The organism is Pseudomonas sp. GW821-FHT07G10, from assembly GCF_059418545.1.
This window is the reverse complement of record NZ_JBWKQB010000044.1, coordinates 1-22905: the sequence shown is the minus strand read 5'-3', so window position 1 is coordinate 22905 and position 22905 is coordinate 1. Positions and strand designations below refer to the sequence as shown.

Annotated in this window: 22 protein-coding genes; 14 read left to right on the top strand and 8 right to left on the bottom strand. The window is 59.8% G+C overall.

The annotated features are described in order from the left end of the window. Positions 1-167: 167 nt before the first annotated feature. The 8 genes from livH to AC07O1_RS28900 all read left to right on the top strand — a co-directional run bounded on the left by livH (position 168) and on the right by AC07O1_RS28900 (position 6539). Positions 168-1091, top strand: a complete 924-nt coding sequence (livH, locus tag AC07O1_RS28935) for a high-affinity branched-chain amino acid ABC transporter permease LivH (protein ID WP_494992642.1) — start codon at positions 168-170, stop codon at positions 1089-1091. Then, positions 1088-2344: a high-affinity branched-chain amino acid ABC transporter permease LivM gene (locus AC07O1_RS28930; protein ID WP_495091020.1), complete on the top strand. Its 1257-nt coding sequence runs from the start codon at positions 1088-1090 to the stop codon at positions 2342-2344. The genes livH and AC07O1_RS28930 overlap by 4 nt, the downstream gene beginning before the upstream one ends. Continuing rightward, positions 2341-3108 carry a high-affinity branched-chain amino acid ABC transporter ATP-binding protein LivG gene (gene livG, locus AC07O1_RS28925; protein WP_494992640.1) on the top strand — a complete coding sequence of 256 codons (768 nt, stop codon included), beginning with the start codon at positions 2341-2343 and terminating at the stop codon, positions 3106-3108. Before AC07O1_RS28930 ends, livG begins: the two co-directional genes overlap by 4 nt. Next, entirely contained in the window at positions 3109-3810 is a 702-nt protein-coding gene (locus AC07O1_RS28920) for an ABC transporter ATP-binding protein (RefSeq protein WP_494992639.1), read from the top strand. Positions 3811-4047: 237 nt separating this feature from the next. Further along, positions 4048-4353, top strand: coding sequence for a BufA1 family periplasmic bufferin-type metallophore (locus AC07O1_RS28915; RefSeq protein WP_495091019.1), 306 nt, complete (start codon positions 4048-4050; stop codon positions 4351-4353). A gap of 25 nt (positions 4354-4378) precedes the next feature. Beyond that, positions 4379-5269 carry an MNIO family bufferin maturase gene (gene bufB / locus AC07O1_RS28910; protein WP_495091026.1) on the top strand — a complete coding sequence of 297 codons (891 nt, stop codon included), beginning with the start codon at positions 4379-4381 and terminating at the stop codon, positions 5267-5269. Beyond that, complete coding sequence (locus tag AC07O1_RS28905; RefSeq protein WP_495091018.1) at positions 5266-6039, top strand: HvfC/BufC N-terminal domain-containing protein; 774 nt, start codon at positions 5266-5268, stop codon at positions 6037-6039. The genes bufB and AC07O1_RS28905 overlap by 4 nt, the downstream gene beginning before the upstream one ends. Beyond that, entirely contained in the window at positions 6036-6539 is a 504-nt protein-coding gene (locus tag AC07O1_RS28900) for a DoxX family protein (RefSeq protein ID WP_495091017.1), read from the top strand. Before AC07O1_RS28905 ends, AC07O1_RS28900 begins: the two co-directional genes overlap by 4 nt. Here the strand turns inward: AC07O1_RS28900 and AC07O1_RS28895 are convergent. Further along, a complete protein-coding gene (locus tag AC07O1_RS28895; RefSeq protein ID WP_494992634.1) occupies positions 6530-7444 on the bottom strand; it encodes a LysR family transcriptional regulator in 915 nt (304 codons plus the stop codon). The two genes, AC07O1_RS28900 and AC07O1_RS28895, sit on opposite strands and share 10 nt — an antisense overlap. A gap of 104 nt (positions 7445-7548) precedes the next feature. On the opposite strand from AC07O1_RS28895, the gene AC07O1_RS28890 reads away from it, so the two are divergent. From AC07O1_RS28890 to AC07O1_RS28880, 3 genes are all read left to right on the top strand, one after another. Continuing rightward, positions 7549-8148: a short chain dehydrogenase gene (locus AC07O1_RS28890; RefSeq protein ID WP_494992633.1), complete on the top strand. Its 600-nt coding sequence runs from the start codon at positions 7549-7551 to the stop codon at positions 8146-8148. Positions 8149-8311: 163 nt separating this feature from the next. After that, complete coding sequence (locus AC07O1_RS28885) at positions 8312-8986, top strand: COG3650 family protein (RefSeq protein ID WP_495091016.1); 675 nt, start codon at positions 8312-8314, stop codon at positions 8984-8986. A gap of 110 nt (positions 8987-9096) precedes the next feature. Continuing rightward, positions 9097-10710, top strand: a complete 1614-nt coding sequence (locus AC07O1_RS28880; protein WP_495010337.1) for an NAD(P)/FAD-dependent oxidoreductase — start codon at positions 9097-9099, stop codon at positions 10708-10710. A gap of 135 nt (positions 10711-10845) precedes the next feature. Here the strand turns inward: AC07O1_RS28880 and AC07O1_RS28875 are convergent, their stop codons facing one another. Continuing rightward, on the bottom strand, positions 10846-11940 hold the full coding sequence (locus AC07O1_RS28875; RefSeq protein WP_495091015.1) for a PLP-dependent cysteine synthase family protein: 1095 nt from the start codon (positions 11938-11940) through the stop codon (positions 10846-10848). Between the two features lie 323 nt (positions 11941-12263). Here AC07O1_RS28875 and nhaA point away from each other — a divergent pair, with 323 nt between their 5' ends. Next, positions 12264-13451, top strand: coding sequence for a Na+/H+ antiporter NhaA (nhaA, locus tag AC07O1_RS28870; protein WP_495091014.1), 1188 nt, complete (start codon positions 12264-12266; stop codon positions 13449-13451). A 79-nt stretch (positions 13452-13530) separates the two neighbouring features. Here the strand turns inward: nhaA and AC07O1_RS28865 are convergent, their stop codons facing one another. Then, on the bottom strand, positions 13531-13995 hold the full coding sequence (locus AC07O1_RS28865; protein WP_494992628.1) for an outer membrane lipoprotein: 465 nt from the start codon (positions 13993-13995) through the stop codon (positions 13531-13533). 168 nt (positions 13996-14163) lie between these two features. Here AC07O1_RS28865 and AC07O1_RS28860 point away from each other — a divergent pair, with 168 nt between their 5' ends. Further along, complete coding sequence (locus AC07O1_RS28860) at positions 14164-14400, top strand: hypothetical protein (RefSeq protein WP_494992627.1); 237 nt, start codon at positions 14164-14166, stop codon at positions 14398-14400. 5 nt (positions 14401-14405) lie between these two features. Here the strand turns inward: AC07O1_RS28860 and pdxH are convergent, their stop codons facing one another. The 5 genes from pdxH to dinG all read right to left on the bottom strand — a co-directional run bounded on the left by pdxH (position 14406) and on the right by dinG (position 22231). Further along, entirely contained in the window at positions 14406-15053 is a 648-nt protein-coding gene (gene pdxH / locus AC07O1_RS28855; RefSeq protein WP_495091013.1) for a pyridoxamine 5'-phosphate oxidase, read from the bottom strand. A 24-nt stretch (positions 15054-15077) separates the two neighbouring features. Next, positions 15078-16115, bottom strand: a complete 1038-nt coding sequence (locus AC07O1_RS28850) for an OmpA family protein (protein ID WP_495091012.1) — start codon at positions 16113-16115, stop codon at positions 15078-15080. Between the two features lie 144 nt (positions 16116-16259). After that, positions 16260-17405 (bottom strand): serine hydrolase domain-containing protein, encoded by a 1146-nt coding sequence (locus tag AC07O1_RS28845; protein WP_494992624.1) that lies wholly within the window; start codon positions 17403-17405, stop codon positions 16260-16262. A gap of 160 nt (positions 17406-17565) precedes the next feature. Beyond that, on the bottom strand, positions 17566-19992 hold the full coding sequence (locus tag AC07O1_RS28840; protein WP_495091011.1) for a beta-agarase: 2427 nt from the start codon (positions 19990-19992) through the stop codon (positions 17566-17568). A 94-nt stretch (positions 19993-20086) separates the two neighbouring features. Beyond that, a complete protein-coding gene (dinG, locus tag AC07O1_RS28835) occupies positions 20087-22231 on the bottom strand; it encodes an ATP-dependent DNA helicase DinG (RefSeq protein WP_494992622.1) in 2145 nt (714 codons plus the stop codon). 99 nt (positions 22232-22330) lie between these two features. Between dinG and AC07O1_RS28830 the strand changes: the two genes are divergently transcribed. Then, positions 22331-22795, top strand: coding sequence for a CopD family protein (locus AC07O1_RS28830; protein WP_495091010.1), 465 nt, complete (start codon positions 22331-22333; stop codon positions 22793-22795). The last annotated feature ends 110 nt before the right edge of the window (positions 22796-22905 follow it).

Below are 22905 nucleotides of genomic sequence, written 5' to 3'. Positions count from 1 at the left end.
ATGGGTCAGGGTCCCGCGATCCGGGAACTGACTTACCTGAAAATCTTAAAACCGTCACCAGCGGTTCGCTGGCAAACGCTCGTGCGAAGGTGGCCACAGACCACACAGCCCGGGCCGGAACATGACTCCACCAGTGAAATGCGTATCAGGTTTTTAGGAGCGTTGTAATGCCTGAGATCTATCACTTCTTCCAACAGCTGGTTAATGGTCTGACCATTGGCAGCACCTATGCCTTGATAGCCATTGGCTACACAATGGTTTACGGCATTATTGGAATGATTAACTTCGCCCATGGCGAGGTCTACATGATTGGTTCCTACGTGGCCTTCATCGTCCTTGCCGGACTGGCCATGCTGGGTATCCATTCTCTGCCGTTGTTGATGACCGCCGCCTTCCTGGCGACCATCGTTGTAACCAGTGCCTACGGCTACAGCATCGAACGGATCGCCTACCGCCCTCTACGGGGCAGTAACCGGTTGATCCCGCTGATCTCGGCCATCGGCATGTCGATCTTCCTGCAAAACTCCGTACTGCTCTCGCAGGACTCCAAGGACAAATCAATCCCCAACCTGATTCCAGGCAGCTTCAGCTTCGGTCCGGGCGGTGCACAGGAAGTGCTGATCTCCTACATGCAGATCCTGGTGTTCATCGTGACCCTGGTGGTGATGCTCTGCCTCACCGCGTTCATCTCGCGTTCACGTCTGGGTCGGGCCTGCCGGGCCTGTGCCGAAGACATCAAGATGGCCAACCTGCTGGGCATCAACACCAACAACATCATCGCCCTGACCTTCGTCATCGGTGCGGCCCTGGCCGCCGTGGCGGCTGTACTACTGAGCATGCAGTATGGCGTGATCAACCCGAACTCCGGATTCCTGGTGGGCCTCAAGGCCTTTACCGCGGCGGTTCTGGGCGGCATCGGCAGCATTCCGGGCGCCATGCTCGGTGGTCTGGTGCTCGGGGTAGCCGAAGCATTCGGCGCCGATGTATTCGGTGACCAGTACAAGGACGTGGTGGCTTTCGGCCTTCTGGTTCTGGTGTTGTTATTCCGGCCAACCGGCCTGCTGGGCCGTCCGGAGGTTGAGAAAGTATGATCAGGAATCTTAAACAGGCGCTGTTCAGCGCCCTGCTGGTCTGGGCCGTGGCCTATCCGGTACTCGGTCTGAAACTGTCCATCGCCGGCATCAACCTCGAAGTGCAGGGTGCCACTACCTCCACGCTGATCATCATCGCCGCCTGCTCGGTGCTGATGTTCCTGCGCGTGCTGTTCGACCGCCAATACACGGCCGCCATGCGGTCCGTGCCCAAAGGCAAGTTGATCCCGGCCAGCGCGAGCCACTTCCTGACCCTGCCCAGCACCCAGCGCTGGTTCATCATGGCGTTGATTGCCGTTGCACTGGTGTGGCCGTTCTTCGGCTCGCGCGGAGCGGTGGATATCGCCACGCTGATCCTGATCTATGTGCTGCTCGGCCTGGGCCTGAACATCGTGGTCGGTCTGGCGGGGCTGCTCGATCTGGGCTACGTCGGTTTCTACGCCGTGGGCGCCTACAGCTATGCGCTGCTGTCGCACTACTACGGTCTGAGTTTCTGGATCTGCCTGCCCATCGCCGGACTGATGTCTGCGACCTTCGGCTTCTTGCTGGGCTTTCCGGTGCTGCGTCTGCGCGGTGACTATCTGGCGATCGTGACCCTGGGCTTTGGCGAGATCATCCGTCTGTTCCTGCGTAACCTGACGGGCCTCACTGGCGGACCGAACGGCATCAGCAACATTCCCAAGCCGACGCTGTTCGGCCTGAGCTTCGAAAGAACGGCCGCTGAAGGCATGCAGACCTTCCACGAGTTCTTCGGCCTGACTTACAACCCGGTCAGCAAGGTGGTTTTCCTCTACCTGGTGGCGTTGTTGCTGGCGCTGTTCGCGCTGTTCGTGATCAACCGCCTGCTGCGCATGCCGATCGGCCGTGCCTGGGAAGCGCTGCGTGAAGACGAAATCGCCTGCCGTGCCCTGGGCCTGAACCCGACCGTGATCAAGCTGTCGGCCTTCACCCTCGGTGCCTGCTTCGCCGGTTTTGCTGGCAGCTTCTTCGCCGCACGTCAGGGTCTGGTCACGCCGGAGTCATTCACCTTCATCGAATCGGCCACCATCCTCGCCATCGTGGTATTGGGCGGCATGGGCTCGCAATTGGGCGTGGTCCTCGCGGCTGTCGTGATGATCCTGTTGCCCGAGCTGATGCGTGACTTCAGCGAATACCGCATGTTGATGTTCGGCGCCTTGATGGTGCTGATGATGATCTGGCGTCCACAAGGCCTGCTGCCCATGCAACGTCCTCACATGGAGCTGCGTAAATGAGCAGAGAGATTCTGAAAGTAGATGGCCTGAGCATGCGCTTTGGCGGATTGTTGGCGGTCAATGGTGTAGCCCTGAGCGTGAAAGAGAAGCAGGTGGTGTCGATGATCGGCCCTAACGGCGCCGGCAAGACCACCGTGTTCAACTGCCTGACCGGTTTCTACCAGCCAACCGCCGGCACCATCCGGCTCAACGGTGAAGCGATCGAAGGCCTGCCCGGCCACAAGATCGCCGGTAAAGGCGTGGTGCGGACCTTCCAGAACGTGCGGTTGTTCAAGGAAATGACCGCCGTGGAAAACCTGCTGATTGCTCAGCACCGGCACCTGAATACCAACTTCCTGGCGGGTCTGTTCAAGACGCCAGCGTTTCGCCGCAGCGAACGCGAGGCCATGGAATACGCCGAGTTCTGGCTCGACAAGGTCAACCTCAAGGAGTTCGCCAACCGACCGGCCGGCACCCTGGCGTATGGTCAGCAGCGCCGTCTGGAAATCGCCCGCTGCATGATGACCCGTCCAAGCATCCTCATGCTCGACGAACCGGCCGCCGGCCTCAACCCGCGGGAAACCGACGACCTCAAGGCGCTGATCGGCACCCTGCGTGAAGAGCATGACGTGACCGTGCTGCTGATCGAACACGACATGAAACTGGTCATGAGCATCTCCGACCACATTTTCGTGATCAACCAGGGCACGCCTCTGGCCAACGGTACACCGGACCAGATCCGGGACAACCCTGAAGTGATCAAAGCCTACCTGGGGGAAGCGTAAATGCTGCAGTTCGATAACGTTTCCACCTTCTATGGCAAGATCCAGGCCCTGCACAACGTCAACGTCGAAGTCCGCCAGGGCGAGATTGTGACCTTGATCGGTGCCAACGGCGCCGGCAAATCCACCCTGCTGATGACCCTGTGCGGTTCGCCGCAAGCCCATAGCGGCAGCATTCGCTACATGGGCGAAGAACTGGTCGGCCAGGACTCCTCACATATCATGCGTAAAAGCATCGCAGTGGTCCCGGAAGGTCGCCGGGTGTTTGCCCGTCTGACAGTGGAAGAAAACCTCTCCATGGGCGGTTTTTTCACCGACAAGGGCGATTACCAGGAGCAGATGGACAAGGTCCTGGGCCTGTTCCCGCGACTCAAGGAACGCTTCATGCAGCGCGGTGGCACCATGTCCGGTGGCGAACAGCAGATGCTCGCCATCGGCCGTGCACTGATGAGCAAGCCCAAGCTGCTGCTGCTCGATGAGCCGTCGCTGGGTCTGGCGCCAATCATCATCCAGCAGATCTTCGACATCATCGAACAGCTGCGCCGCGATGGCGTGACGGTGTTCCTGGTGGAACAGAACGCCAACCAGGCGTTGAAGATCGCCGACCGCGCCTACGTACTGGAAAACGGCCGGGTGGTGATGCAAGGTACCGGTGAAGCCTTGCTGACTGATCCAAAAGTGCGCGAAGCCTATCTGGGCGGCTAAGCATTGCTGCAATCATAAAAAACGGCCTATGTGGGAGCGAGCTTGCTCGCGATGGCGGACTGTCAGGCAACGTCAATGTTGACTGTCAGGCCCTCATCGCGAGCAAGCTCGCTCCCACATTTTTTTGTGTGAACCAATTATTTTTTGCCACGCTGTAACGAACGCGAATGACCTGGCTCTACTAGGGTAAGTAAGCGCAAACGCTTCCTTGACCAAGCCCATTACTGGAGAAACATCATGACTGCTACCACTCGCACCCTGTCCGCCGCCGCCCTTGCTCTGGCCCTCGGTTCTGCATTGAGCATTGCCGCCATGCCAACCACTGCACACGCGGCCGATGAAATGGAAAAATGCTTTGGCGTCGCCATGAAAGGTAAAAACGATTGCGCCGCAGGCGCTGGCACCACCTGTGCCGGCACCTCGAAAGTCGACTACGAGAGCAACCACTTCAAGCTGGTACCTAAAGGCACTTGCGAGAAGACTGCCAGCCCGACCTCACCGACCGGCTTCGGTCAACTGGCCGCCTACAAAGCCAAGTCGTAACCCCACCTCTGCCTGAGTGTTGATGATGACCACTTCATTGCTGCACAGCGTACATCCTCACACTCAGGCATTGGCGTCCGAACTCCCGCCCCGCGCGGGGCTGGGGCTCAAGACCGGGCACTTCGGTGAAGTACTCGGTATTCGCCCGGACATCGGTTTCTTCGAAGTCCACGCTGAAAACTACATGGTCGCCGGCGGCCCGTTTCATCACTACCTGGGATTGATCCGCGAGCAGTACCCGCTGTCGCTGCATGGCGTCGGCCTGTCGATTGGCGCTGAAGGCTCATTGAACACCGAGCACCTCGACCGCCTCGCCAAACTGATCGAGCGCTATCAACCCCAGTCCTTTTCCGAACACCTGGCCTGGTCGAGCCACGGCCCGGTGTTTCTCAATGACCTGCTGCCGCTGGCCTATGACGAACCGACTCTGAATCGTGTCTGCGAACATATCGACCAGGTCCAGCACCACCTGAAACGCCCCATGCTGCTGGAAAATCCGGCGACGTATCTGCAATTCCAGCGCTCCAGCATGGAAGAAACATGCTTCATCGCTGAAGTCATCCGCCGCACCGGCTGTGGCTTGCTGCTGGATGTGAACAACGTCTACGTCTCCTGCATCAATCACCAACGCGATCCGTTGGCCTACATCGACGCACTGCCGCTGCACGCAGTGGGCGAGATTCATCTGGCCGGGTTTGCCGAAGACACCGACAGCCTCGGCGACCGCCTGCTGATCGACGATCACGGCGCCCCTATCGATAACGCTGTGTGGACGTTGTACGCGCACGCTCTGGAGCGCATTGGCCCGGTTGCCACGCTGATTGAGCGCGACAATCAGGTACCTGCGTTTTCCGTGCTGCACACCGAGGCCCGTCAGGCCGATGAGCTGCTGGGTTACTCCGAGGTTCGCCGATGAGCACTCAAGCCGATTTCGCCGCCGCCTTGCTTGATCCTCAACGCCCCTGCCCTGACGGGTTGCTCAGCGCCAACGGCGCTGACCCGGATAGCCGCTTCGCGGTGTACCGCAACAACGTGCAAAGCTCGCTGATCAACGCCTTGGCCGACAGTTATCCGGTGGTCTTGCAACTGGTCGGGGATGAGTTCTTTCGGGCGATGGCCCAGCACTATGTGCAGACATTTGCGCCGACCAGTCCGTTGATCAACGACTACGGCAGCGACTTTGCCGACTTCATCGAACACTTTGCCCCAGCCGCTTCGGTGCCTTATCTGGCGGATGTCGCACGCCTGGAGCGCTTGCGGGTGATGGCCTATCACGCGGCGGATGCCGATACCGTCGAGCCTGCACAGGTTGCAGCAGCCATGGGCGCCCCCGAAAGCCTCGCAGCGCTACGCATTCATTTGCATCCCTCAATCTTCACGCTGAACTCGGCGTACGCCGTGGTTGCGTTGTGGGCGGCCCATCAGACTGACGCACCGCCCCAGAACCTTGAGCCGTATCACGCGCAAAGTGCCCTGGTGCTGCGTAACGGCCTGCAAGTCGAGGTTTTCGCCATCGATGTCGGCACAGCGACCTTCATCCACCGTCTGCAAAGCAACTGTCCTTTGGGGCAGGCCGTGGCCGATGCCTTCGACGTTGCATCGGCGTTCGACCTGAGCCAGTGCCTGGCGCTGCTGATCCGCCACAACGCCATCACCCACTTGGAAGACGACAAGGTATCGCCATGAACCCCCACGCTGAACACCCGAATGCCATCGCCCGCCTGATTGAACGGATCATCGAACTGCTCGGCATGATCCCCCACAGCCTGGTCGCCTTCGTTGCGCGTTTTTCTATCGCGGCGGTGTTCTGGAAGTCCGGCCAGACCAAGGTCGAGGGTTTTGCCGTGGACCTGATTTCCGGCACCTTTGAACTGGGCACACCGCGCCTGGCAGACTCGACGATTCCGTTGTTCCAAAGCGAATACCATGTTCCGCTGCTGTCACCGGAACTGGCGGCGCACATGGCGGCCTTCGCCGAACACTTCTTCCCGATCCTGATCCTCGTCGGCTTCGCTACACGCTTCTCGGCCCTGGCGCTGCTGGGCATGACCCTGACCATCCAAACCTTTGTCTACCCGGACGCCTACCCGACTCACGGCACCTGGGCAGCGATTCTGCTGTACCTGATGGCCGGAGGTCCGGGCGTGCTGTCGATCGATCAGCTGATCGCCAAACGTTATCGTTGAAGCCGGTCCAGCGCTTCGCCACTGCGCTTGAACCAACCTATCAGGTAGTCGGCTAACACCTGCGTGCGCTTGGGCAGGCCGCCCTGATACGGGTGCACCAGATACATCGGCATGCTGCGGGTCTGATAGTCGCGCAACAGCCAGCGCAAACGGCCATCGGCCAGCTCCGTCTGCAGCAAGTAAGAAGGCAGGCGCGCGATCCCCGCATGGGCCAGCGCAGCCTTCTTCAACAGGTTGTAGTGGTTGCTGGCGAACGGCCCCGAGACGCGCACCCGCAACAGTTCATGTTGCTGGTGATAGAGCCACTCTTCCCGGCCGCTGTAATGACTGTTGAGCAGGCAGCGATGATCGGCCAGCTGCGAGGGTGTCTGCGGCTCGCCGAACTGTTCAAGATAAGCCGGGCTGGCGCAGGTCATCTCGTGCCAGGCCAGCAGCGGCTTGGCCACCAGCCGCTGGTCATTGGCCACGTCTGAACGAATCGCCAGATCGAAGCCATCCCGCGACAGATCGTGATAGCTGTTGTTCAGATCAAGTTCGATCTGTACCTCAGGATATTCCCGGGAAAACTCGAGCAGCAGCCCATCGAAAAAAGTCTCCCCCAACGACACCGGCACCGTCATTCGCACGGGCCCCGCCATATCGTCCTTCAAACGTGCCAGGGCCTGACGCGCGCGCTCTACCTGAATCACCAGTGCCTGAGCTTGCGGCAACAGCGCCGCACCCGCCGCTGTCAGGCTCAAGCGCCGTGTTGTCCGCTGCAGCAGCACCACGCTGAAACGTGCCTCCAACAGGCTGATGCGCTTGGACAGCTGCCCTTTGCTACACCCCAATTGCTGCGCTGCCAGAGTGAAACTACCGGCCTCGATCAACACCGCAAACGCCGCCAGATCATCCATTTCGCTCATGGATTGTTTCCATTTGAAAACCAAAGGTTGCCCATTAGCGCGCTTATCAACGGAAAAAACCACACTAAACTGAAACTTCGTCCAACCCTTTGAGGAACAGCACGATGAAAATTCTACTGATTGGCGCCAGCGGTACCGTGGGCTCAGCCATTGATCGCGAACTGGCACCGCGCCACGAAGTCATCCGCATCGGCCGCAAGAGCGGTGATTTCCAGGTCGACATCAGTGACAGCGCATCAATCCACAAACTGTTCGAAAAGACCGGTAACTTCGACGCGCTGATCTGTGCCGCCGGTAGCGTCAACTTCGTGCCGCTGGCCAACATGACCGAAAAAGACTTCGCCCTTGGCCTGCAAGACAAACTGATGGGCCAGGTCAACCTGCTGCTGATCGGCCGAGACTTCGCCAATGACGGTGCCTCATTCACCTTCACCACCGGCATCCTCAGCCACGATCCGATTCGTACCGGCAGCTCGGCAGCCATGGTCAACGGTGCCCTCGACAGTTTCGTGCGCTCAGCGGCTATCGAATTGCCGCGTGGCCTGCGCATCAACTCGGTCAGCCCGAACGTACTGGTCGAAGCCATGGGCAGCTATGCGCCGTACTTCCGCGGATTCAAACCGGTTCCAGCTGCCGATGTGGCGCTGGCCTACGCCAAAAGTGTCGAAGGCTTGCAGACCGGGCAGACCTACCACGTGGGGTAATGGTCCCCCAAACAATCGTCCGAACGCGGCCCGAACCTTCGGCCGCGTCTACAAAAGCAGGTACACCCGCGGATTCGCGGGTGTATCGGACTTCATGCCAAGCCAGGCTTGTGATGTGCGCTATGCCTGAGTAACGTGGCGGCACTTGTCAGGAGACCACTCGATGCGTGTTGCCCGTTCCATAGTGATGCTTGCCCTGTTGCCTCTGTTCGCCGGTTGCCAGCTGCTCCAGAGCCAACCTGAGAAACCGTCCACGGCGGGCCTGACCCGCATGCAGGGTGAACTCAGCATGGCCAACGGCAAACTGATGTTTCAGCCGTGCCAGGAAAACAAACTGTATGTCGTCAATGACACCGGCAGCACCAGCGTCCTGCAAGAAGCCGCTACGCTGGCGGGCACGCAGCACAAGATTTTCGCTGATGTGCGTGGCCGGGTTGCCGCTGACAAATCATCGGATGCTGGCGCCCGGCTCGACGTGCAGCAGCTATACCGCATCGAACGCTCGGGCGCGGCCTGCGAAGACCCCAACTTCCAGCGGCTGATCCTGCGCGCCAGCGGCAACACGCCCGACTGGAACGTCAAGGTCAATACCAAGGGCATGGTGATCGAGCGCGCCGGCCAGCCAGCGCTGGCGTTGCCATTTCTGGAAGAACAACTCGGTGATGGGCGTTTCAACCTCAGTAGCGAAGCCAATGACCAACACGTTGAACTCTGGATCTCGCCACAGCGCTGCGTCGACAGCACCCACGGCAGCGTTCAATTCATGAGCGCCGAGCTGCGGGTCAATGGCCAAGTAGAACGTGGCTGCGCGTATTTTGGTGGTTCGCGTAACGACTGATTCGACGAGCTGCTGTTTTAGCCTCACTGGAACGCCCCTTTGAGGCTTATAATCGCCGGTTTGTGAAACGCCTTTGGCGCATTTGTGCGCCCCGCGAACCGGATCCCGTCATGTTACGAATCACCGAGCTCAAGCTGCCCATCGACCATCCCGAAGAAGACCTGCGGCCTGCCATCGTGCAGCGCCTGGGCATCGCCAGTGATGACCTGCTCGACTTCACCTTGTTCAAGCGCAGCTACGACGCGCGCAAGAAGTCTTCCGAACTCTGCTTCATCTACACCATCGACCTGCGCGTGCATGATGAGGCGAAGCTGCTGCACAAGTTCGCCGATGACCGTAACGTCAACCCGGCACCGGATGTCAGCTACAAAGCCGTCGGCCAGGCCCCTCAGGACCTGAGCGAGCGGCCGATTGTGGTCGGCTTCGGGCCGTGCGGAATTTTCGCCGGGCTGCTGCTGGCGCAGATGGGCTTCAAGCCAATCATTCTTGAACGTGGCACTGAAGTTCGTCAGCGCACCAAGGATACCTGGGGTCTGTGGCGCAAAAACGTACTCAACCCCGAGTCCAATGTGCAATTCGGTGAGGGTGGCGCGGGAACCTTCTCCGACGGCAAGCTTTACAGCCAGATCAAGGATCCGAAACACCACGGCCGCAAGGTTCTGCACGAGTTCGTCAAGGCCGGTGCGCCGGAAGAAATTCTCTACGTCAGCAAACCGCATATCGGTACGTTCCGTCTGACCGGCGTAGTCGAAAACATGCGTCATCAGATCGAAGCCATGGGCGGCGAAATACGTTTTCAGCAACGGGTTACCGATGTGCTGATCGAGGACGGCCAGCTCACTGGCGTGGAGCTGGCCAGTGGTGAACAGATCCACTCCAGACATGTAATCCTGGCCCTTGGCCATAGCGCCCGGGACACCTTCCGCATGCTTCACGGCCGCGGTGTGTACATGGAAGCCAAGCCGTTCTCGGTGGGTTTCCGTATTGAACACCCGCAATCGCTGATCGACAGTGCACGCTTGGGCAAGTATGCCGGTCACCCAAAACTCGGCGCCGCCGACTACAAGCTGGTGCACCACGCCAGCAATGGTCGCTCGGTCTACAGCTTCTGCATGTGCCCGGGCGGCACGGTGGTGGCTGCAACGTCCGAGCCGAATCGGGTCGTCACCAACGGCATGAGCCAGTACTCGCGCAACGAGCGCAACGCCAACTCCGGGATAGTGGTCGGTATCACCCCTGAAGTGGATTACCCAGGCGGCCCGCTGGCCGGTATCGAGTTGCAGGAGCGTCTTGAGTCCCACGCCTTCACCCTCGGCGGCAGCAACTACGAAGCCCCGGCGCAACTGGTCGGCGACTTCATCGCAGGCAAGCCGTCCACGGCTCTGGGCAGCGTCGAGCCGTCCTATAAGCCAGGTGTGGCATTGGGTGATCTGGCGCTGGCATTGCCGGACTTCGCCATCGAAGCCATTCGCGAAGCCTTGCCGGCGTTCGAGAAACAGATCAAGGGTTACTCCCTGCATGACGCCGTGCTGACCGGGATCGAGACCCGCACCTCGTCGCCGCTGCGTATCACTCGTAACGAGTCGATGCAGAGTTTGAACGTCAAAGGCCTGTTCCCGGCCGGCGAAGGTGCAGGCTATGCCGGCGGGATTCTGTCGGCGGGTGTCGACGGGATTCGGATCGCCGAAGCGGTGGCGCGTAATATCCTCGGGATCGAGGCTTAACCGTCGTAGAACGGATCGTTCCCACGCTCCCGCGTGGGAATGCATCCGGTGACGCTCTGCGTCACCTAAGGGCGGACGCAGAGCGTCCATAGCGGCATTCCCACGCAGAGCGCAGGAACGATCAGTCCGGCCTTGTCAGATCCCCGCGCGCAATACGCTGGCCGGCAACGCTTCACCACGCTCGACACTCGCCGCGACCGCCTCGATCAAGCCACTCAGCTCGTACCCCTGAGCCTTCAGCCAATTCTGATCGTAGTAAGTCGTCGCATAGCGCTCGCCGCCATCACACAGTATCGCCACGATCGACCCGGATTCCGCCGCTGCAACCATGTGCTGTGCTGCCATCACAGCGCCAATCAGGTTGGTGCCGCTGGAACCGCCGACACGCCGTCCCAGGCGCTGCGCCAGGTAATGCATGGCCGCCAGGGACAAGGCGTCCGGCACTTTGACCATGGCATCGATCACCTTGGGCAGGAACGACGCCTCGACCCGTGGCCGACCGATGCCTTCGATTCGCGAACCGCAGTCCAGGCGCAGGCTGGCGTCGCCGGTCTGGTAATAGTCGAAAAACACCGAACGCTCGGCGTCGGCGCAAAGTACGCGGGTGCAGTGTTGGCGATAACGCACATAGCGCCCGAGAGTCGCCGTCGTGCCGCCCGTGCCGGGGCTTGAAATCAGCCAGCTCGGCTCCGGGTAACGCTCAAAACGCAATTGCTGGAATATCGACTCGGCAATGTTGTTGTTCGCCCGCCAGTCAGTGGCGCGCTCGGCGTAGGTGAACTGGTCGATGAAGTGGCCACCGCTCTCTCTGGCCAGACGTTCTGACTCGGCGTAGATCTGCGTCGGGTCCTGCACCAAATGGCTTTTTCCGCCGTAGAAAGCGATTTGCGCGATCTTTTCCTGGGACGTGGTGGCAGGCATCACGGCAATGAATGGCAAGCCCAGCAGGCGCGCGAAATACGCCTCGGAAATCGCCGTCGAACCACTGGACGCCTCGATTACCGGTGCGCCCGGCTGGAGCCAGCCGTTACACAACGCATAGAGGAACAACGAGCGCGCCAGACGATGTTTGAGGCTGCCGGTAGGGTGACTGGACTCATCCTTGAAGTACAACTCGATGCCCGGAAAACCTGGGAGCGGCAAAGGGATCAAATGCGTATCGGCGCTGCGTTGAAAGTCCGCTTCGATGATCCGGATGGCTTCGCGGGCCCACTGTCGGTTGTCGCTCATGGTCTTTTCTCGCTGGATCGAGCGCCGTGCATGGCGCCTGAAGATGAAATCCACCCGGCTCAGGTGATCGGGGCTCAGGGAAAACCTGGCGGTGACAACAGGTAACAGTTCGGACCCTGTCTCGACCCTGTCGATAAGCTTAGGAAATTTCCTGTCTACCGCACAGGTGCAGTCGTGACGCAATTAGATACACAACTGCCAGGCTCCAGGCCAATAAAACGCCTGCCCAGCGCATATAACAAAAAAGAATATAACTTTTGTTTTAACAACCAACCGTACGGGTTAGGGTGTCCTGCCTTTTGAACTATTGATGGAGAGTGACCTTGCCTCTGCGTAGCACTTTCACACGTTTCTTTCAGTTGGAAGCTGCCAGCGGTCTGTTATTGATTGCCGCTGCAGCTCTGGCTTTGATCATCAACAACTCACCGCTGTCCTGGCTTTACAACGGCCTGCTGGACACACCTGTGGTCGCCCAGATCGGCGCCTTGAAAATCGCCAAACCATTGCTGCTGTGGATCAACGACGGACTGATGGCGATGTTCTTCCTGCTGATTGGCCTGGAAGTCAAACGCGAAGTCCTCGAAGGTCATCTGTCGAAACCTTCGCAGATCGTCCTGCCGGGCGCTGCGGCTATCGGCGGTATGGTCGTCCCGGCGCTGATCTACTGGTTCCTCAACAAAGACAACCCGGCGGCGCTGGGTGGCTGGGCCATTCCAATGGCCACCGACATCGCCTTCGCCCTTGGTGTACTCGCCCTGCTGGGCAAACGCGTGCCGGTCTCGCTGAAACTGTTCCTGATGACCCTGGCGATCATCGACGACCTCGGGGCGATTATCGTCATCGCGATCTTCTACTCGGGCGCACTGTCCACGCTGTCGCTGATGCTGGCCGCGGCGTGCCTGGTGGCGCTGGTGGCGATGAACCGGCTAGGGGTAGTGAAGCTCGGGCCGTATATGATCATCGGCCTGATCCTCTGGGTCTGTGTACTCAAGAGTGGTGTCCACGCGACCCTGGCCGGGGTGACCCTGGCATTCTGCATTCCGCTGCGCACCAAAAACGCCGAACCTTCGCCGTTGCTGAGCCTGGAGCACGCGCTGCACCCGTGGGTCGCGTTCGGCATCCTGCCGCTGTTCGCCTTCGCCAACGCCGGGGTATCGCTGGCTGGCGTCAATCTCGAAAGCTTCACCCACCATGTGCCGATGGGCATCGCCACTGGCTTGCTGCTGGGCAAAACCATCGGCGTCTTCGGCCTGACCTGGCTGGCGGTCAGGATCGGCATTGCGGCCCTGCCGACCGGTGCAAACTGGGGTCAGGTGTTCGGTGTGGCGATTCTCTGCGGGATCGGCTTCACCATGAGTCTCTTTGTCGGGTCCTTGGCATTTGTGCCGGGCAGCAGCGATTACGCCGGGATGGACCGCATGGGCATCCTCACCGGCTCCATACTCGCGGCGCTGATGGGTTATGCCATGACGGCGGCGGCCAGTCGCAAGAACCCCTCGCTTCAATCCTGAGCGTCGAGGGCTGCAAAGGCTGAAAACACAAAACCCCGACCAGTTGCCTGGCCGGGGTTTTGTTTTTAGCGGGTAATGCTTAATGGGAAACGCGGCTGGTGCCACCAACCATCGAGATACGAACACGCTCGCCGACCCGGAAAACCTCGTTTTCCTGAACCTGCTGCACGTAGGCACGCATGCTGCCGTCGTCTTCGCGAACAGTGATTTCCACGCCCTGAGTGCGGGTCAGGCCTTCTTCGGCGGCCGAACCCAGCAGGCCACCGGCAACTGCACCGACCACGGCGGCAACGGCGCTGCCTTTACCGTGGCCGACAGAGCTACCGCCAATACCACCAACGACCGCACCGGCTGCAGTGCCGACCGGGCTCTTGGTGCCTTCGATTTTCACCGGACGCAAGGATTCAATGGTACCCATGCGAATCGTCTGCACCCGACGCGCTTCGTCACGGGAGTAAGAGTCACCAGTCAGGCTGGACTGGCAGCCGCCGAGCAACATCGCCATCGTGGTGAAAGAAGCAACCAGCAGAACAGTCTTACGCATAGCATCAACTCCAAAGGACAGGTATTCATTAAACTCCGCAGATTGACGCCTGTCACTGCATCACCCGGATAAAATTTGCCGCATTCAGGCGCAGTACAGGCGTGCCTGAAAACCCATCACACCGTAGCGTCAATTTTCAAGATGTGCGCTGCTGGCTAAAGGATTTCCATGGACTACTTCATTATTGTCGTCACCACCGTTGCCGGACTGTACTTCCACTGGTGGCTATACGTACGGATCAAACGCTGGATGGATCGCGACCTGGCGTTGGCTCTGGCAAATGGCGACGAGCAGAAAAGAACCTTCATGCTGCAACAGCTGGCTCGCGCCCAGGAGCATAAAATCAAACGCCGGGACTTGCCGCGTTGGCTCCAGGCCGCCGCAGCAAGCTATCCCGATCAGTAGACCACTTAAGGCGCCAGACGTTCGCGTGCCCAGTCGCTGCCTTGCAGACGGTAGTTGAGCCGATCATGCAGACGACTCGCACGGCCTTGCCAGAATTCGATACGTTCCGGCAACAAGCGATACCCGCCCCAATGTTCCGGGCAATTGGGCTGAGTGTCGCTAAAGCGCTGTTCGGTAGTCTTGAGCAAACCTTCCAGCTCCTTGCGATCGGCAATCACCTGGCTCTGCGGTGAGGCCCACGCACCGAGGCGACTGCCCAGCGGGCGCACCTGGAAATACGCATCGGACTCCTGCGGCGTGACCTTGACCACCCGCCCTTCAATGCGCACCTGGCGCTCCAGAGTCGGCCAGAAAAAGGTCATGGCAGCGAACGGGCACACCGCCAATTGCTGCCCCTTGGCACTATCGTAGTTGGTGAAGAAGGTAAAGCCCTGCTCGTCCAGCCCCTTGAGCAGGAGAATGCGGCAATGCGGCCGGCCGTCCTCATCGACGGTGGCCAGGGTCATTGCGTTCGCCTCGACCGGCGGCTGTTCGGTTTTCACCGCCTCAGCGAACCACTGATGGAACAGTGCGAAAGGCTCAGCCGGAGCGTGGGCCTCGGTCAAACCATCGCGGGTGTAGTCGCGGCGCATATCAGCCAGACTTTGGGTCATGGCGCTTTCCTTCTGCTTAAAGAATCAGTTCTTGGTCTGATCAGCCGGTGCGGCAGTCTTCGCCGGCGCAGCAGCTTTGGCTGGAGCCGCTTTTTTCGCGGATCCTTTCTTGGCCGCTGGTTTCTTCGCCGATGCAGCCTTTTTGGACGCTGCGGACTTCTTCGATGAAGCGCCTTTTTTCGCGGCGACGGCTGGAACTGCAGGCTTGGCATCCGGCACAGCGACCATTTCTGCCGCTGGCGGGGTTGACTGGCTGTACTTGCTCAGCAACGCCAGCATGGTGGTGCGTTGCGTCAGCATGATTTCCACACGGCGGTTCAAGGCGCGGCCCCGGACACTGTCATTGGCAGCACGCGGCATTAGCCCACCCATGCCACGCAACATCAGGCGATCGCTGTGCAAACCACTGAGGCTGAAAATCGCCGCAACGGATTGTGCGCGATCCTTGCTCAACTGCTGACTCTCCGCAGCAGCGCTCGTGGTATCACCATGGCCAAGTATCAGAACGGCAGCCTTTGGATCACCTTCAACCACTTTGGCCACCCGGGTGAACGGGCCAAGGGTTACCGGCAGCAACATCGAAGGACGCTTCGCGTTGAAAGACTCGTCCACCGGCACCACCACCACCAGCACGTTGTCGCGGCGCTCCAATTGCAAATTGCTGCCCTTGATGGCGACACGCAAGCGTGGCTCATAGTCGTCCAGCCAGGCCTGAGTGATTTTCGGATCCGGCATCGGGACGTCTTTCACTACCGCCTTGCTGAGATCTTTAGGCTGCTCAGGATGGTCGCCAAACGGCCACCACCAGTGACTTTCGGTCTCAGCCTTGGCGACTGGCGGGGTTTGCGTTGAAGCCGCTGCGGTGGTCGCCGCTTTGCTCTTCTCGGCTGTCGCGGCCGTTACTGCTTTGGACCCTGACTTGTCAGTTTCTTTACTCGCGACCTTGTCGGAACCTGAACCGAATGACCACCAGTGCCCCCCGTCTGCTTCATTTTGTGGGGTTTGTGCGCAACCGGTAATGCTGAGGCACAGTGCCAAGGCTAAAGATTTGTTCGATGACATCGGGATATCCACAAAATGAGATAAAAAGCTGTTGGTCTCTACGACCCGTTTAAGCAGACGCTTTGAAACTAGAAAAGCCACAGGGTTCCGCTCTGCTGCTTTTTCAGGCATGTTTTATCAAAATAATGCCATACAACAATCCTTTTACAGGCAATCGGCCAAAACCCGCACAAGCTTTTGCGCGCGCGGATCCATCAACACGTACGGCCCCAAGGTATTTGTCACAAAACCGAAGGCCACATCGTGCTCTGGGTCAGCAAAACCAATGGAGCCTCCAGCCCCCGGATGACCGAAGGCCCGCGAGCCGAGGCCGTAGGTCGCGTTGGGTACATCCGGTTGATCGAGCATGCAGCCCAGACCAAAACGGGTCTGGGTCAATAAAGTCTTGTCCGGTCCGATGCTGTGCTCGCGGGTCAATTCGTTGAGCATTTCAGCCTCCAGCAGGCTTCCGTCGAGCAAGCCACTGTAAAATCCTGCCAGGCTACGGGCATTACCATGGCCATTGGCCGCAGGTTGCTGCATGCGCCGCCATTCCGGTTTGTTGGTGCTGGTCATGATCGACGGCGGATTGGTGAAGGCCCGAGTGGTCATGGCCGTCGGCTCGCGCATGGTTACTTGCAGCAAGCGCTGGGCCGCGGCGTCGCCGACATTGCCTTTGCCTCGAGCGATATGCGCGACACGGTGGAATTCTTCGTCTGCCAGGCCCACATGAAAATCCAGCCCCAGCGGCCGGGCAACCCGCGCCACGATGGACTCTCCCGGACCGCGTCCGTCGGCACGACGCAGCAGCTCACCGACCAGCCAGCCGTAGGTGATCGCTGCATAACCATGGCCTTCTCCAGGCGTCCACCAAGGCGCTTCAGCGGCCAGGGCATCGACCATGGTCTGCCAGTTGTAAAGGGCTTCGGGCGCCAGCAACTCGCGCAATGCCGGCAAGCCTGCCTGATGACAGAGCAGGTGGCGCAGGGTGACCGATTCTTTGCCGGCGGCAGCGAACTCGGGCCAGTACCTGGCGACCGGTGCATCCAGTTGCAACTTGCCTTCAGCGACCAATTGCAACGCGGTGACTGCGGTAAAGGTCTTGGTGCAAGAGAACAGGTTGGCGATGGTGTCGCTGTGCCAGGCCTCGGTGCCGTCCTTGTCTGCGGTCCCCGCCCACAGGTCGACCACGGTTTGCCCGCCGATCTGAATGCACAGCGCCGCGCCGCGCTCCTGGGGATCATCGAAGAGTGCAGCAAACGCTTCGCGCACGGCTTCGAATTTAAGCTCGTAATGACCCTGAATCTGCACCCGCAACTCCCTCAGACAATCGCTTTACATAGTGGCACGCATTGTTCCAGCCCTTGACGGATTTGGGAACCGGGTCAGGCTGGGTGATCGCCCTTATACGAGCTGGATTTGAAATCCGCAGCGTCGGTCAGGACCCCATCTTGCAGGTAGACCTGCGCCGTTATTGACCATTCCCGGAATGCCCACCGCTGTGCCCACCCTGCCCCGCACCTTTGCCCTTGTTGCCTTTTTTGCTGCCTTCGCCTTCATGGGACGCTGCTTTATCGGCATCGGCTTTGGCCTTCTCGGCCTCTTTACCCAGTTGATCGACCGCCTGCAGGTTGCTCTTGCGCACGCTGTCGACGAAGCCCTGAAACGGTATGTCGGTAATGCCTACCAGCCCGAAATGGCCGTTTTCACCATCCTGCAGGCGGCCGGTCACCGGTTGATCGAGGTACTGGAACCAGTGCACACCGACAATCGATGGCTCGGACACTGCTTGTTTGAGGAAATTGGCATAGGCCGGACCTCGATCCTCTTCTTTCGCAAGTTCCGTCACGCCCCCCCAGAACGGACCGCGATCCCGCGAACCGAAGTTGAATTCGGTGATCAGCACCGGTTTGTCCAGAGCACGCAATGCAGCGAAGTCATAACCGTCCTGGGGTTGCAGCGTGTACATGTTGAAGCTCAATACGTCGCAATACTGCGCGCAGGATTCAACGGCTTCCGGAGTGCTGATGGCAAAACGGCCGCCCAGCAACAGATGATTCGGTGCATGCCACTTGAGCGAGTCGGAAATGGTCTTGAAGTAGGTATCAGCGAAGACTTTCTGGAAGTATTTGAAGTCAGCTTCGATTTCCGGGTGTTCCGGGCTTGGCAACGGCGGTTCGAAGCCCGGGTCTTCCATCAATTCCCAAGCCGGCAGATCGATACCCCAGGCTTTCGATAAGCCCGCCTGATTGCGGTATTTGTCGCGCAATTGTTTGAGGAACGCACGTTTGGCCGGCACGTCGGTGGTCATGCGCAAGGTGCCGTAAGCCAACGCATAACGGGCCTTGGGATCATTGCCGGGACCGGCCCAGGCCAGCTCGTTATCGGCAAAATAGCCAATCAGCCACGGGTCATCCCGGTGATCGCGGGCAGCAATGGCCACAGCACGTTCGGTGGCCATGGCAAAACGCGGATCGAACGGGTCAGGCATTGCGCCCCACCAGTCGGTGCCGGTACTGATGCTGGCATAGTCGCCAACAATCGACAACGGCAGGGTGTAGGGCACACGATCACTGAGACCCAGCGTCGGGGCGCTCCAGTTGCCGATGGTGTTGAACCCCCAGGCCCGCAGGCGATCAAGGGTGTGGCTGGCCCAGCGTTTCTCGTCGAGGGTCTGGGGCACGCACGGCACGCTGACCGGTTTCTCGACCGCGTTTTCTTCGGCAGTTTTTTCTACCGCGTCCACTTTGGCGGCTGCTGCGCCCCCAGCCTTGGTCTCACGAGTGCCAGCGCAGGGCTGACCGTAAGTACGCTGAAGATTGGCGCCATAGAAGTCATACCAGCGACCGGCATTGAACCCACGGCCCTTGTCGGCACCGTTCCCCCCCCGGTTATCACCTTCACCGTAGTAGCTGGCCAATGGCTCATCGGCGTTGGGCAGCGCGCCGAACATCCATTCACGTCCGGCAACATACGTCTGGTTGGTATCGGCGGTGACCGCGTTGACTCCCAGGGAATAGAACGGGTGACCTTCCGGGGTCACCAGATACCAGCGTCCATCACGTTTTTCGGTGCGGAAAAAGCCGCTCGCGTTGAACGCAGGGCCTTTGTTCCAGCCACCGAATGTGTCCAGGGACGAGCGCTCGCGCTCGGCAAGCCAGGTTTTGAGCTGCTGTTGCTCTTTGCCGGCAGCGGCTTTCAACTGCTCATCGCTGCTGACTTTCTCCGGCCACCTGGCCCGAGTGAACTGACCATAAGCGTCGACCAGCGAGCCGTAGGCAGCCTTGACCATTGCATCACTGTCCTGCACGCCAAAACGCTCGAGCATGATGCTCTGCGCCACTTTCGGCTTATCCATCGACAGCGTGACCGACACTACCTGGCTACGATCCAGCTCGCCTTCGCTGCTGGCGAGCAAGACCCGCTGGCCATCGATCGTCATCGGCATCGGTGGCCCGGCTTTCATGCCCTGGCTCAGTGGTGAGCTGGCCTGCAATGGCACTAACAGGGTTTGTGCCGGGCCAGCCGGCAAGTCGATGCGGCTGACCAGGGTCTTGCCGTCGTTACTCTGGATTTTCACGTAGAGGGTCAGCGCCCAGTTCATGGCGCTCTGGATCCGCAAGCTCATGACGCTCGACTGTGACCAGTCCCAGGCACCGGTTTGCGGTGTCAGGCGCAGGCTCGGCCGAGCAGCCGGGTTGAAAGTCACCCGGCGCAGCACTTCGCCTTCAGCCGTTTGCTCCGCATTGGATTGCGGCAGGCTGGCATCTTCAGTCGCCACCTGCACCACGTCGGCGGGGCGGACAAAGTTGAACAGCGTCTGTTGTCCGGCGGGCGCAGCCAGCAGCGGCGCAGCGAACAACAGAGCAAAAATGGCGGGCAGCGAGCGGCGAATCATAGGAACGAGGTTCTCCCTAACGACCAGTGAATGGCCTGTGTGGAATCAGTGACACGAGATAGACAACGCGGCGGGCGTTTTCAACCACCGTGCCTCAAGAAATTTCCCGGCGGAACGGCGGCAGCGCATTGAGAATCGCTTTACCGTAGCGTTGCGTGACCAGTCGTCGGTCGAGCAAGGTGATGGTGCCGCGATCTTCCTCGGTACGCAGCAGCCGGCCGCAGGCCTGGACCAACTTCAGCGAAGCGTCGGGCACGGAAATTTCCATGAAGGGATTGCCGCCCCGAGCCTCGATCCATTCGGCCAGCGCCGCTTCGACCGGATCATCCGGCACCGAGAACGGGATCTTGGCAATCACCACGTGCTCGCAATAGGCCCCGGGCAAGTCCACACCCTCGGCGAAACTGGCGAGGCCGAACAGCACGCTGGAATCGCCGCCATCAACCCGCGCCTTGTGCTTGTTCAGGGTTTCCTGCTTCGACAGGTTGCCTTGAATGAACACTTGTTTACGCCAGTCGCGGTCCAGGCCGTCGAACACGTCCTGCATCTGTTTACGCGATGAGAACAGCACCAGGGTGCCACGCGAGCCTTCGACCAGGGCCGGCAGATCGCGGATGATAGCCGCCGTGTGTGCAGGGGCGTCCCGAGGGTCGGCGCGCAGGTCCGGAACTCGCAGCACCCCGGCGTCGGCATGATGGAAGGGGCTTGGCACCACCGCCGTCACGGCTTTTTTCGGCAAACCGGCACGCATGCGGAAGCGATCGAAAGTACCCAGAGCGGTCAAGGTGGCCGAGGTTACCAATGCGCCGTAGGCGACGTTCCACAGGTTGCGCCGGAGCATTTCTGCCGCAAGGATGGGGCTTGCGTTGACCTCGATATCGAACAACGAGCCGCTTTCGGCCAGGGTCAGCCAACGGGCCATCGGCGGGTTGTCATCCGGGTCTTCGACAGTGAATGCTGTCCACAGCTCCCAATTGCCTTGGGATCGGGACAGCAAACTACCGAACAATGGGTACCATTCTTCCGCCTGATTGCTGGCGATACCGATGTTGACCTCGCCATCCATGCCCTCTTTAAGCAACTCGGTGAGCCGGGTGAAAACGTCGGTCAGGCGCGCAAAACCCTTCTTCAGCTCGATACCCATTTCACGCATGTGCTCGGGGATGACTCCAGCAACGAAACGATGGCGTGGCCGTTCGCGACCTTCCACGTCTTCGCCGGGTTTGAAGTCGGCCACTTGCTCGCAGGCAGTGAACATGAACTGTTGCTGTGTCTTGATCTCGCGCGCCAATTCCGGCACCTGCTCGATCAGTTTGCCCAGGTCGCCAGGCAGTGGATGCTGGGCCAGCAGCTTGGTGAGATTCTTGGCGGTCTGCTCCAGCCAGTCAGCCGTGGAGCGCAGACGGGTGTAATGGGCGAAGTGGCCGATGGCCTTGTCTGGCAGGTGGTGACCTTCGTCGAACACGTAGACCGTGTCGCGCGGATCCGGCAGCACTGCACCGCCGCCCAGGGCCAGGTCGGCCAGCACCATATCGTGGTTGGTGACGATCACATCGACCTTGCCCATGCCTTCGCGGGCCTTGTAAAAGGCGCACTGGCCGAAGTTCGGGCAATGACGATTGGTGCACTGGCTGTGATCGGTGGTTAGCCGCGCCCAGTCCTGATCTTCCAGAGCGGTGGGCCAGCTGTCTCGATCACCGTCCCATTTATTGCCGGCGAGCTTTTCGATCATGCTGGTGAACAGCTTCTGACTGGCCTCATCGACCTCGATCTTGAAGCCTTCTTCCTCGAAAAGCTGCGCCGTGGCAGTTTGCGCATGGCCTTCCTGCAGCAACATGTCGAGTTTGGACAGACACATGTAGCGGCCCCGCCCCTTGGCCAGGGCGAAGGTGAAGTTAAGCCCGCTGTTGCGCATCAGGTCCGGCAAATCCTTGTAGACGATCTGCTCTTGCAACGCGACGGTCGCGGTGGCAATCACCAGGCGTTTGCCCGCGGCCTTGGCGGCCGGAATCGCAGCCAGGCTGTAGGCCACGGTTTTCCCGGTACCGGTGCCAGCCTCGACGGCCACGACTGCGGGGTCGCCACTGCGCCGGCCTTCGTCATCGGTATCGATGTCGCCGAGGACTTTGGCAATTTCGGCGATCATCAGGCGCTGGCCATAACGCGGTTTGAGGCTCTTGGCTTCGAGAAAACGCGAGTAAGCGCCCTGGATCTGGGATTTGAGTTCGTTGCTGATCATGGTCTTCGGGGCGCGGGAAACGCTGGATAAATTTTCAGTGGTTCGAATCGGCCGCTATCATAACCCGCTAATTCATCCCGCGCAGAACGGAGTACCCCAATGACACCCTTTGCCCTTGTCTACACCCTGCATGTATTGACGGCCCTGGTCTGGGTCGGCGGCATGTTTTTCGCCTGGATAGTCCTGCGCCCCGCCGCAATGGCGGCACTTGAAGGTCCGGCGCGATTGAAGCTGTGGGTAGAAGTGTTTCAACGTTTTTTTGTGTGGGTCTGGGTCGCGGTAGTACTTTTGCCGATCAGCGGTGTTGGCCTGATCCACTTGCGCTTCAACGGCTTTGAAACCGCACCGCGTTATGTGCAGGTGATGATGGGCTTGTACCTGGTCATGACGGCGCTGTTTATCCGCATCCAGGCATTGCAGCTGCCGGAACTGCGTAAAGCGGTGTTGGCCGAAGATTGGCCGATGGGGGCTGCAACCCTGGGAAGGATTCGCCGTTTGGTGGGGATCAATTTGATTATTGGGTTGCTGCTGGTGGCGGTAGCGTCGGCAAGGCCGACGTTTTAAGACCAACACAATCTCTGTTTTGATCGTTCCCAGGCAGAGTGGACTGACCCCAAAAAGTTGGACGATTGTAGGTCTATGCCTGAGCGGACTGAGTTCTGTATTCAACAGGG

Coding starts and splice junctions, on each gene's coding strand:
- livH (WP_494992642.1), top strand. CDS start 168: ATGCCTGAGATCTATCACTTCTTCCAACAGCTGGTTAATGGTCTGACC.
- AC07O1_RS28930 (WP_495091020.1), top strand. CDS start 1,088: ATGATCAGGAATCTTAAACAGGCGCTGTTCAGCGCCCTGCTGGTCTGG.
- livG (WP_494992640.1), top strand. CDS start 2,341: ATGAGCAGAGAGATTCTGAAAGTAGATGGCCTGAGCATGCGCTTTGGC.
- AC07O1_RS28920 (WP_494992639.1), top strand. CDS start 3,109: ATGCTGCAGTTCGATAACGTTTCCACCTTCTATGGCAAGATCCAGGCC.
- AC07O1_RS28915 (WP_495091019.1), top strand. CDS start 4,048: ATGACTGCTACCACTCGCACCCTGTCCGCCGCCGCCCTTGCTCTGGCC.
- bufB (WP_495091026.1), top strand. CDS start 4,379: ATGACCACTTCATTGCTGCACAGCGTACATCCTCACACTCAGGCATTG.
- AC07O1_RS28905 (WP_495091018.1), top strand. CDS start 5,266: ATGAGCACTCAAGCCGATTTCGCCGCCGCCTTGCTTGATCCTCAACGC.
- AC07O1_RS28900 (WP_495091017.1), top strand. CDS start 6,036: ATGAACCCCCACGCTGAACACCCGAATGCCATCGCCCGCCTGATTGAA.
- AC07O1_RS28895 (WP_494992634.1), bottom strand. CDS start 7,444: ATGAGCGAAATGGATGATCTGGCGGCGTTTGCGGTGTTGATCGAGGCC.
- AC07O1_RS28890 (WP_494992633.1), top strand. CDS start 7,549: ATGAAAATTCTACTGATTGGCGCCAGCGGTACCGTGGGCTCAGCCATT.
- AC07O1_RS28885 (WP_495091016.1), top strand. CDS start 8,312: ATGCGTGTTGCCCGTTCCATAGTGATGCTTGCCCTGTTGCCTCTGTTC.
- AC07O1_RS28880 (WP_495010337.1), top strand. CDS start 9,097: ATGTTACGAATCACCGAGCTCAAGCTGCCCATCGACCATCCCGAAGAA.
- AC07O1_RS28875 (WP_495091015.1), bottom strand. CDS start 11,940: ATGAGCGACAACCGACAGTGGGCCCGCGAAGCCATCCGGATCATCGAA.
- AC07O1_RS28865 (WP_494992628.1), bottom strand. CDS start 13,995: ATGCGTAAGACTGTTCTGCTGGTTGCTTCTTTCACCACGATGGCGATG.
- AC07O1_RS28860 (WP_494992627.1), top strand. CDS start 14,164: ATGGACTACTTCATTATTGTCGTCACCACCGTTGCCGGACTGTACTTC.
- pdxH (WP_495091013.1), bottom strand. CDS start 15,053: ATGACCCAAAGTCTGGCTGATATGCGCCGCGACTACACCCGCGATGGT.
- AC07O1_RS28850 (WP_495091012.1), bottom strand. CDS start 16,115: ATGTCATCGAACAAATCTTTAGCCTTGGCACTGTGCCTCAGCATTACC.
- AC07O1_RS28840 (WP_495091011.1), bottom strand. CDS start 19,992: ATGATTCGCCGCTCGCTGCCCGCCATTTTTGCTCTGTTGTTCGCTGCG.
- dinG (WP_494992622.1), bottom strand. CDS start 22,231: ATGATCAGCAACGAACTCAAATCCCAGATCCAGGGCGCTTACTCGCGT.
- AC07O1_RS28830 (WP_495091010.1), top strand. CDS start 22,331: ATGACACCCTTTGCCCTTGTCTACACCCTGCATGTATTGACGGCCCTG.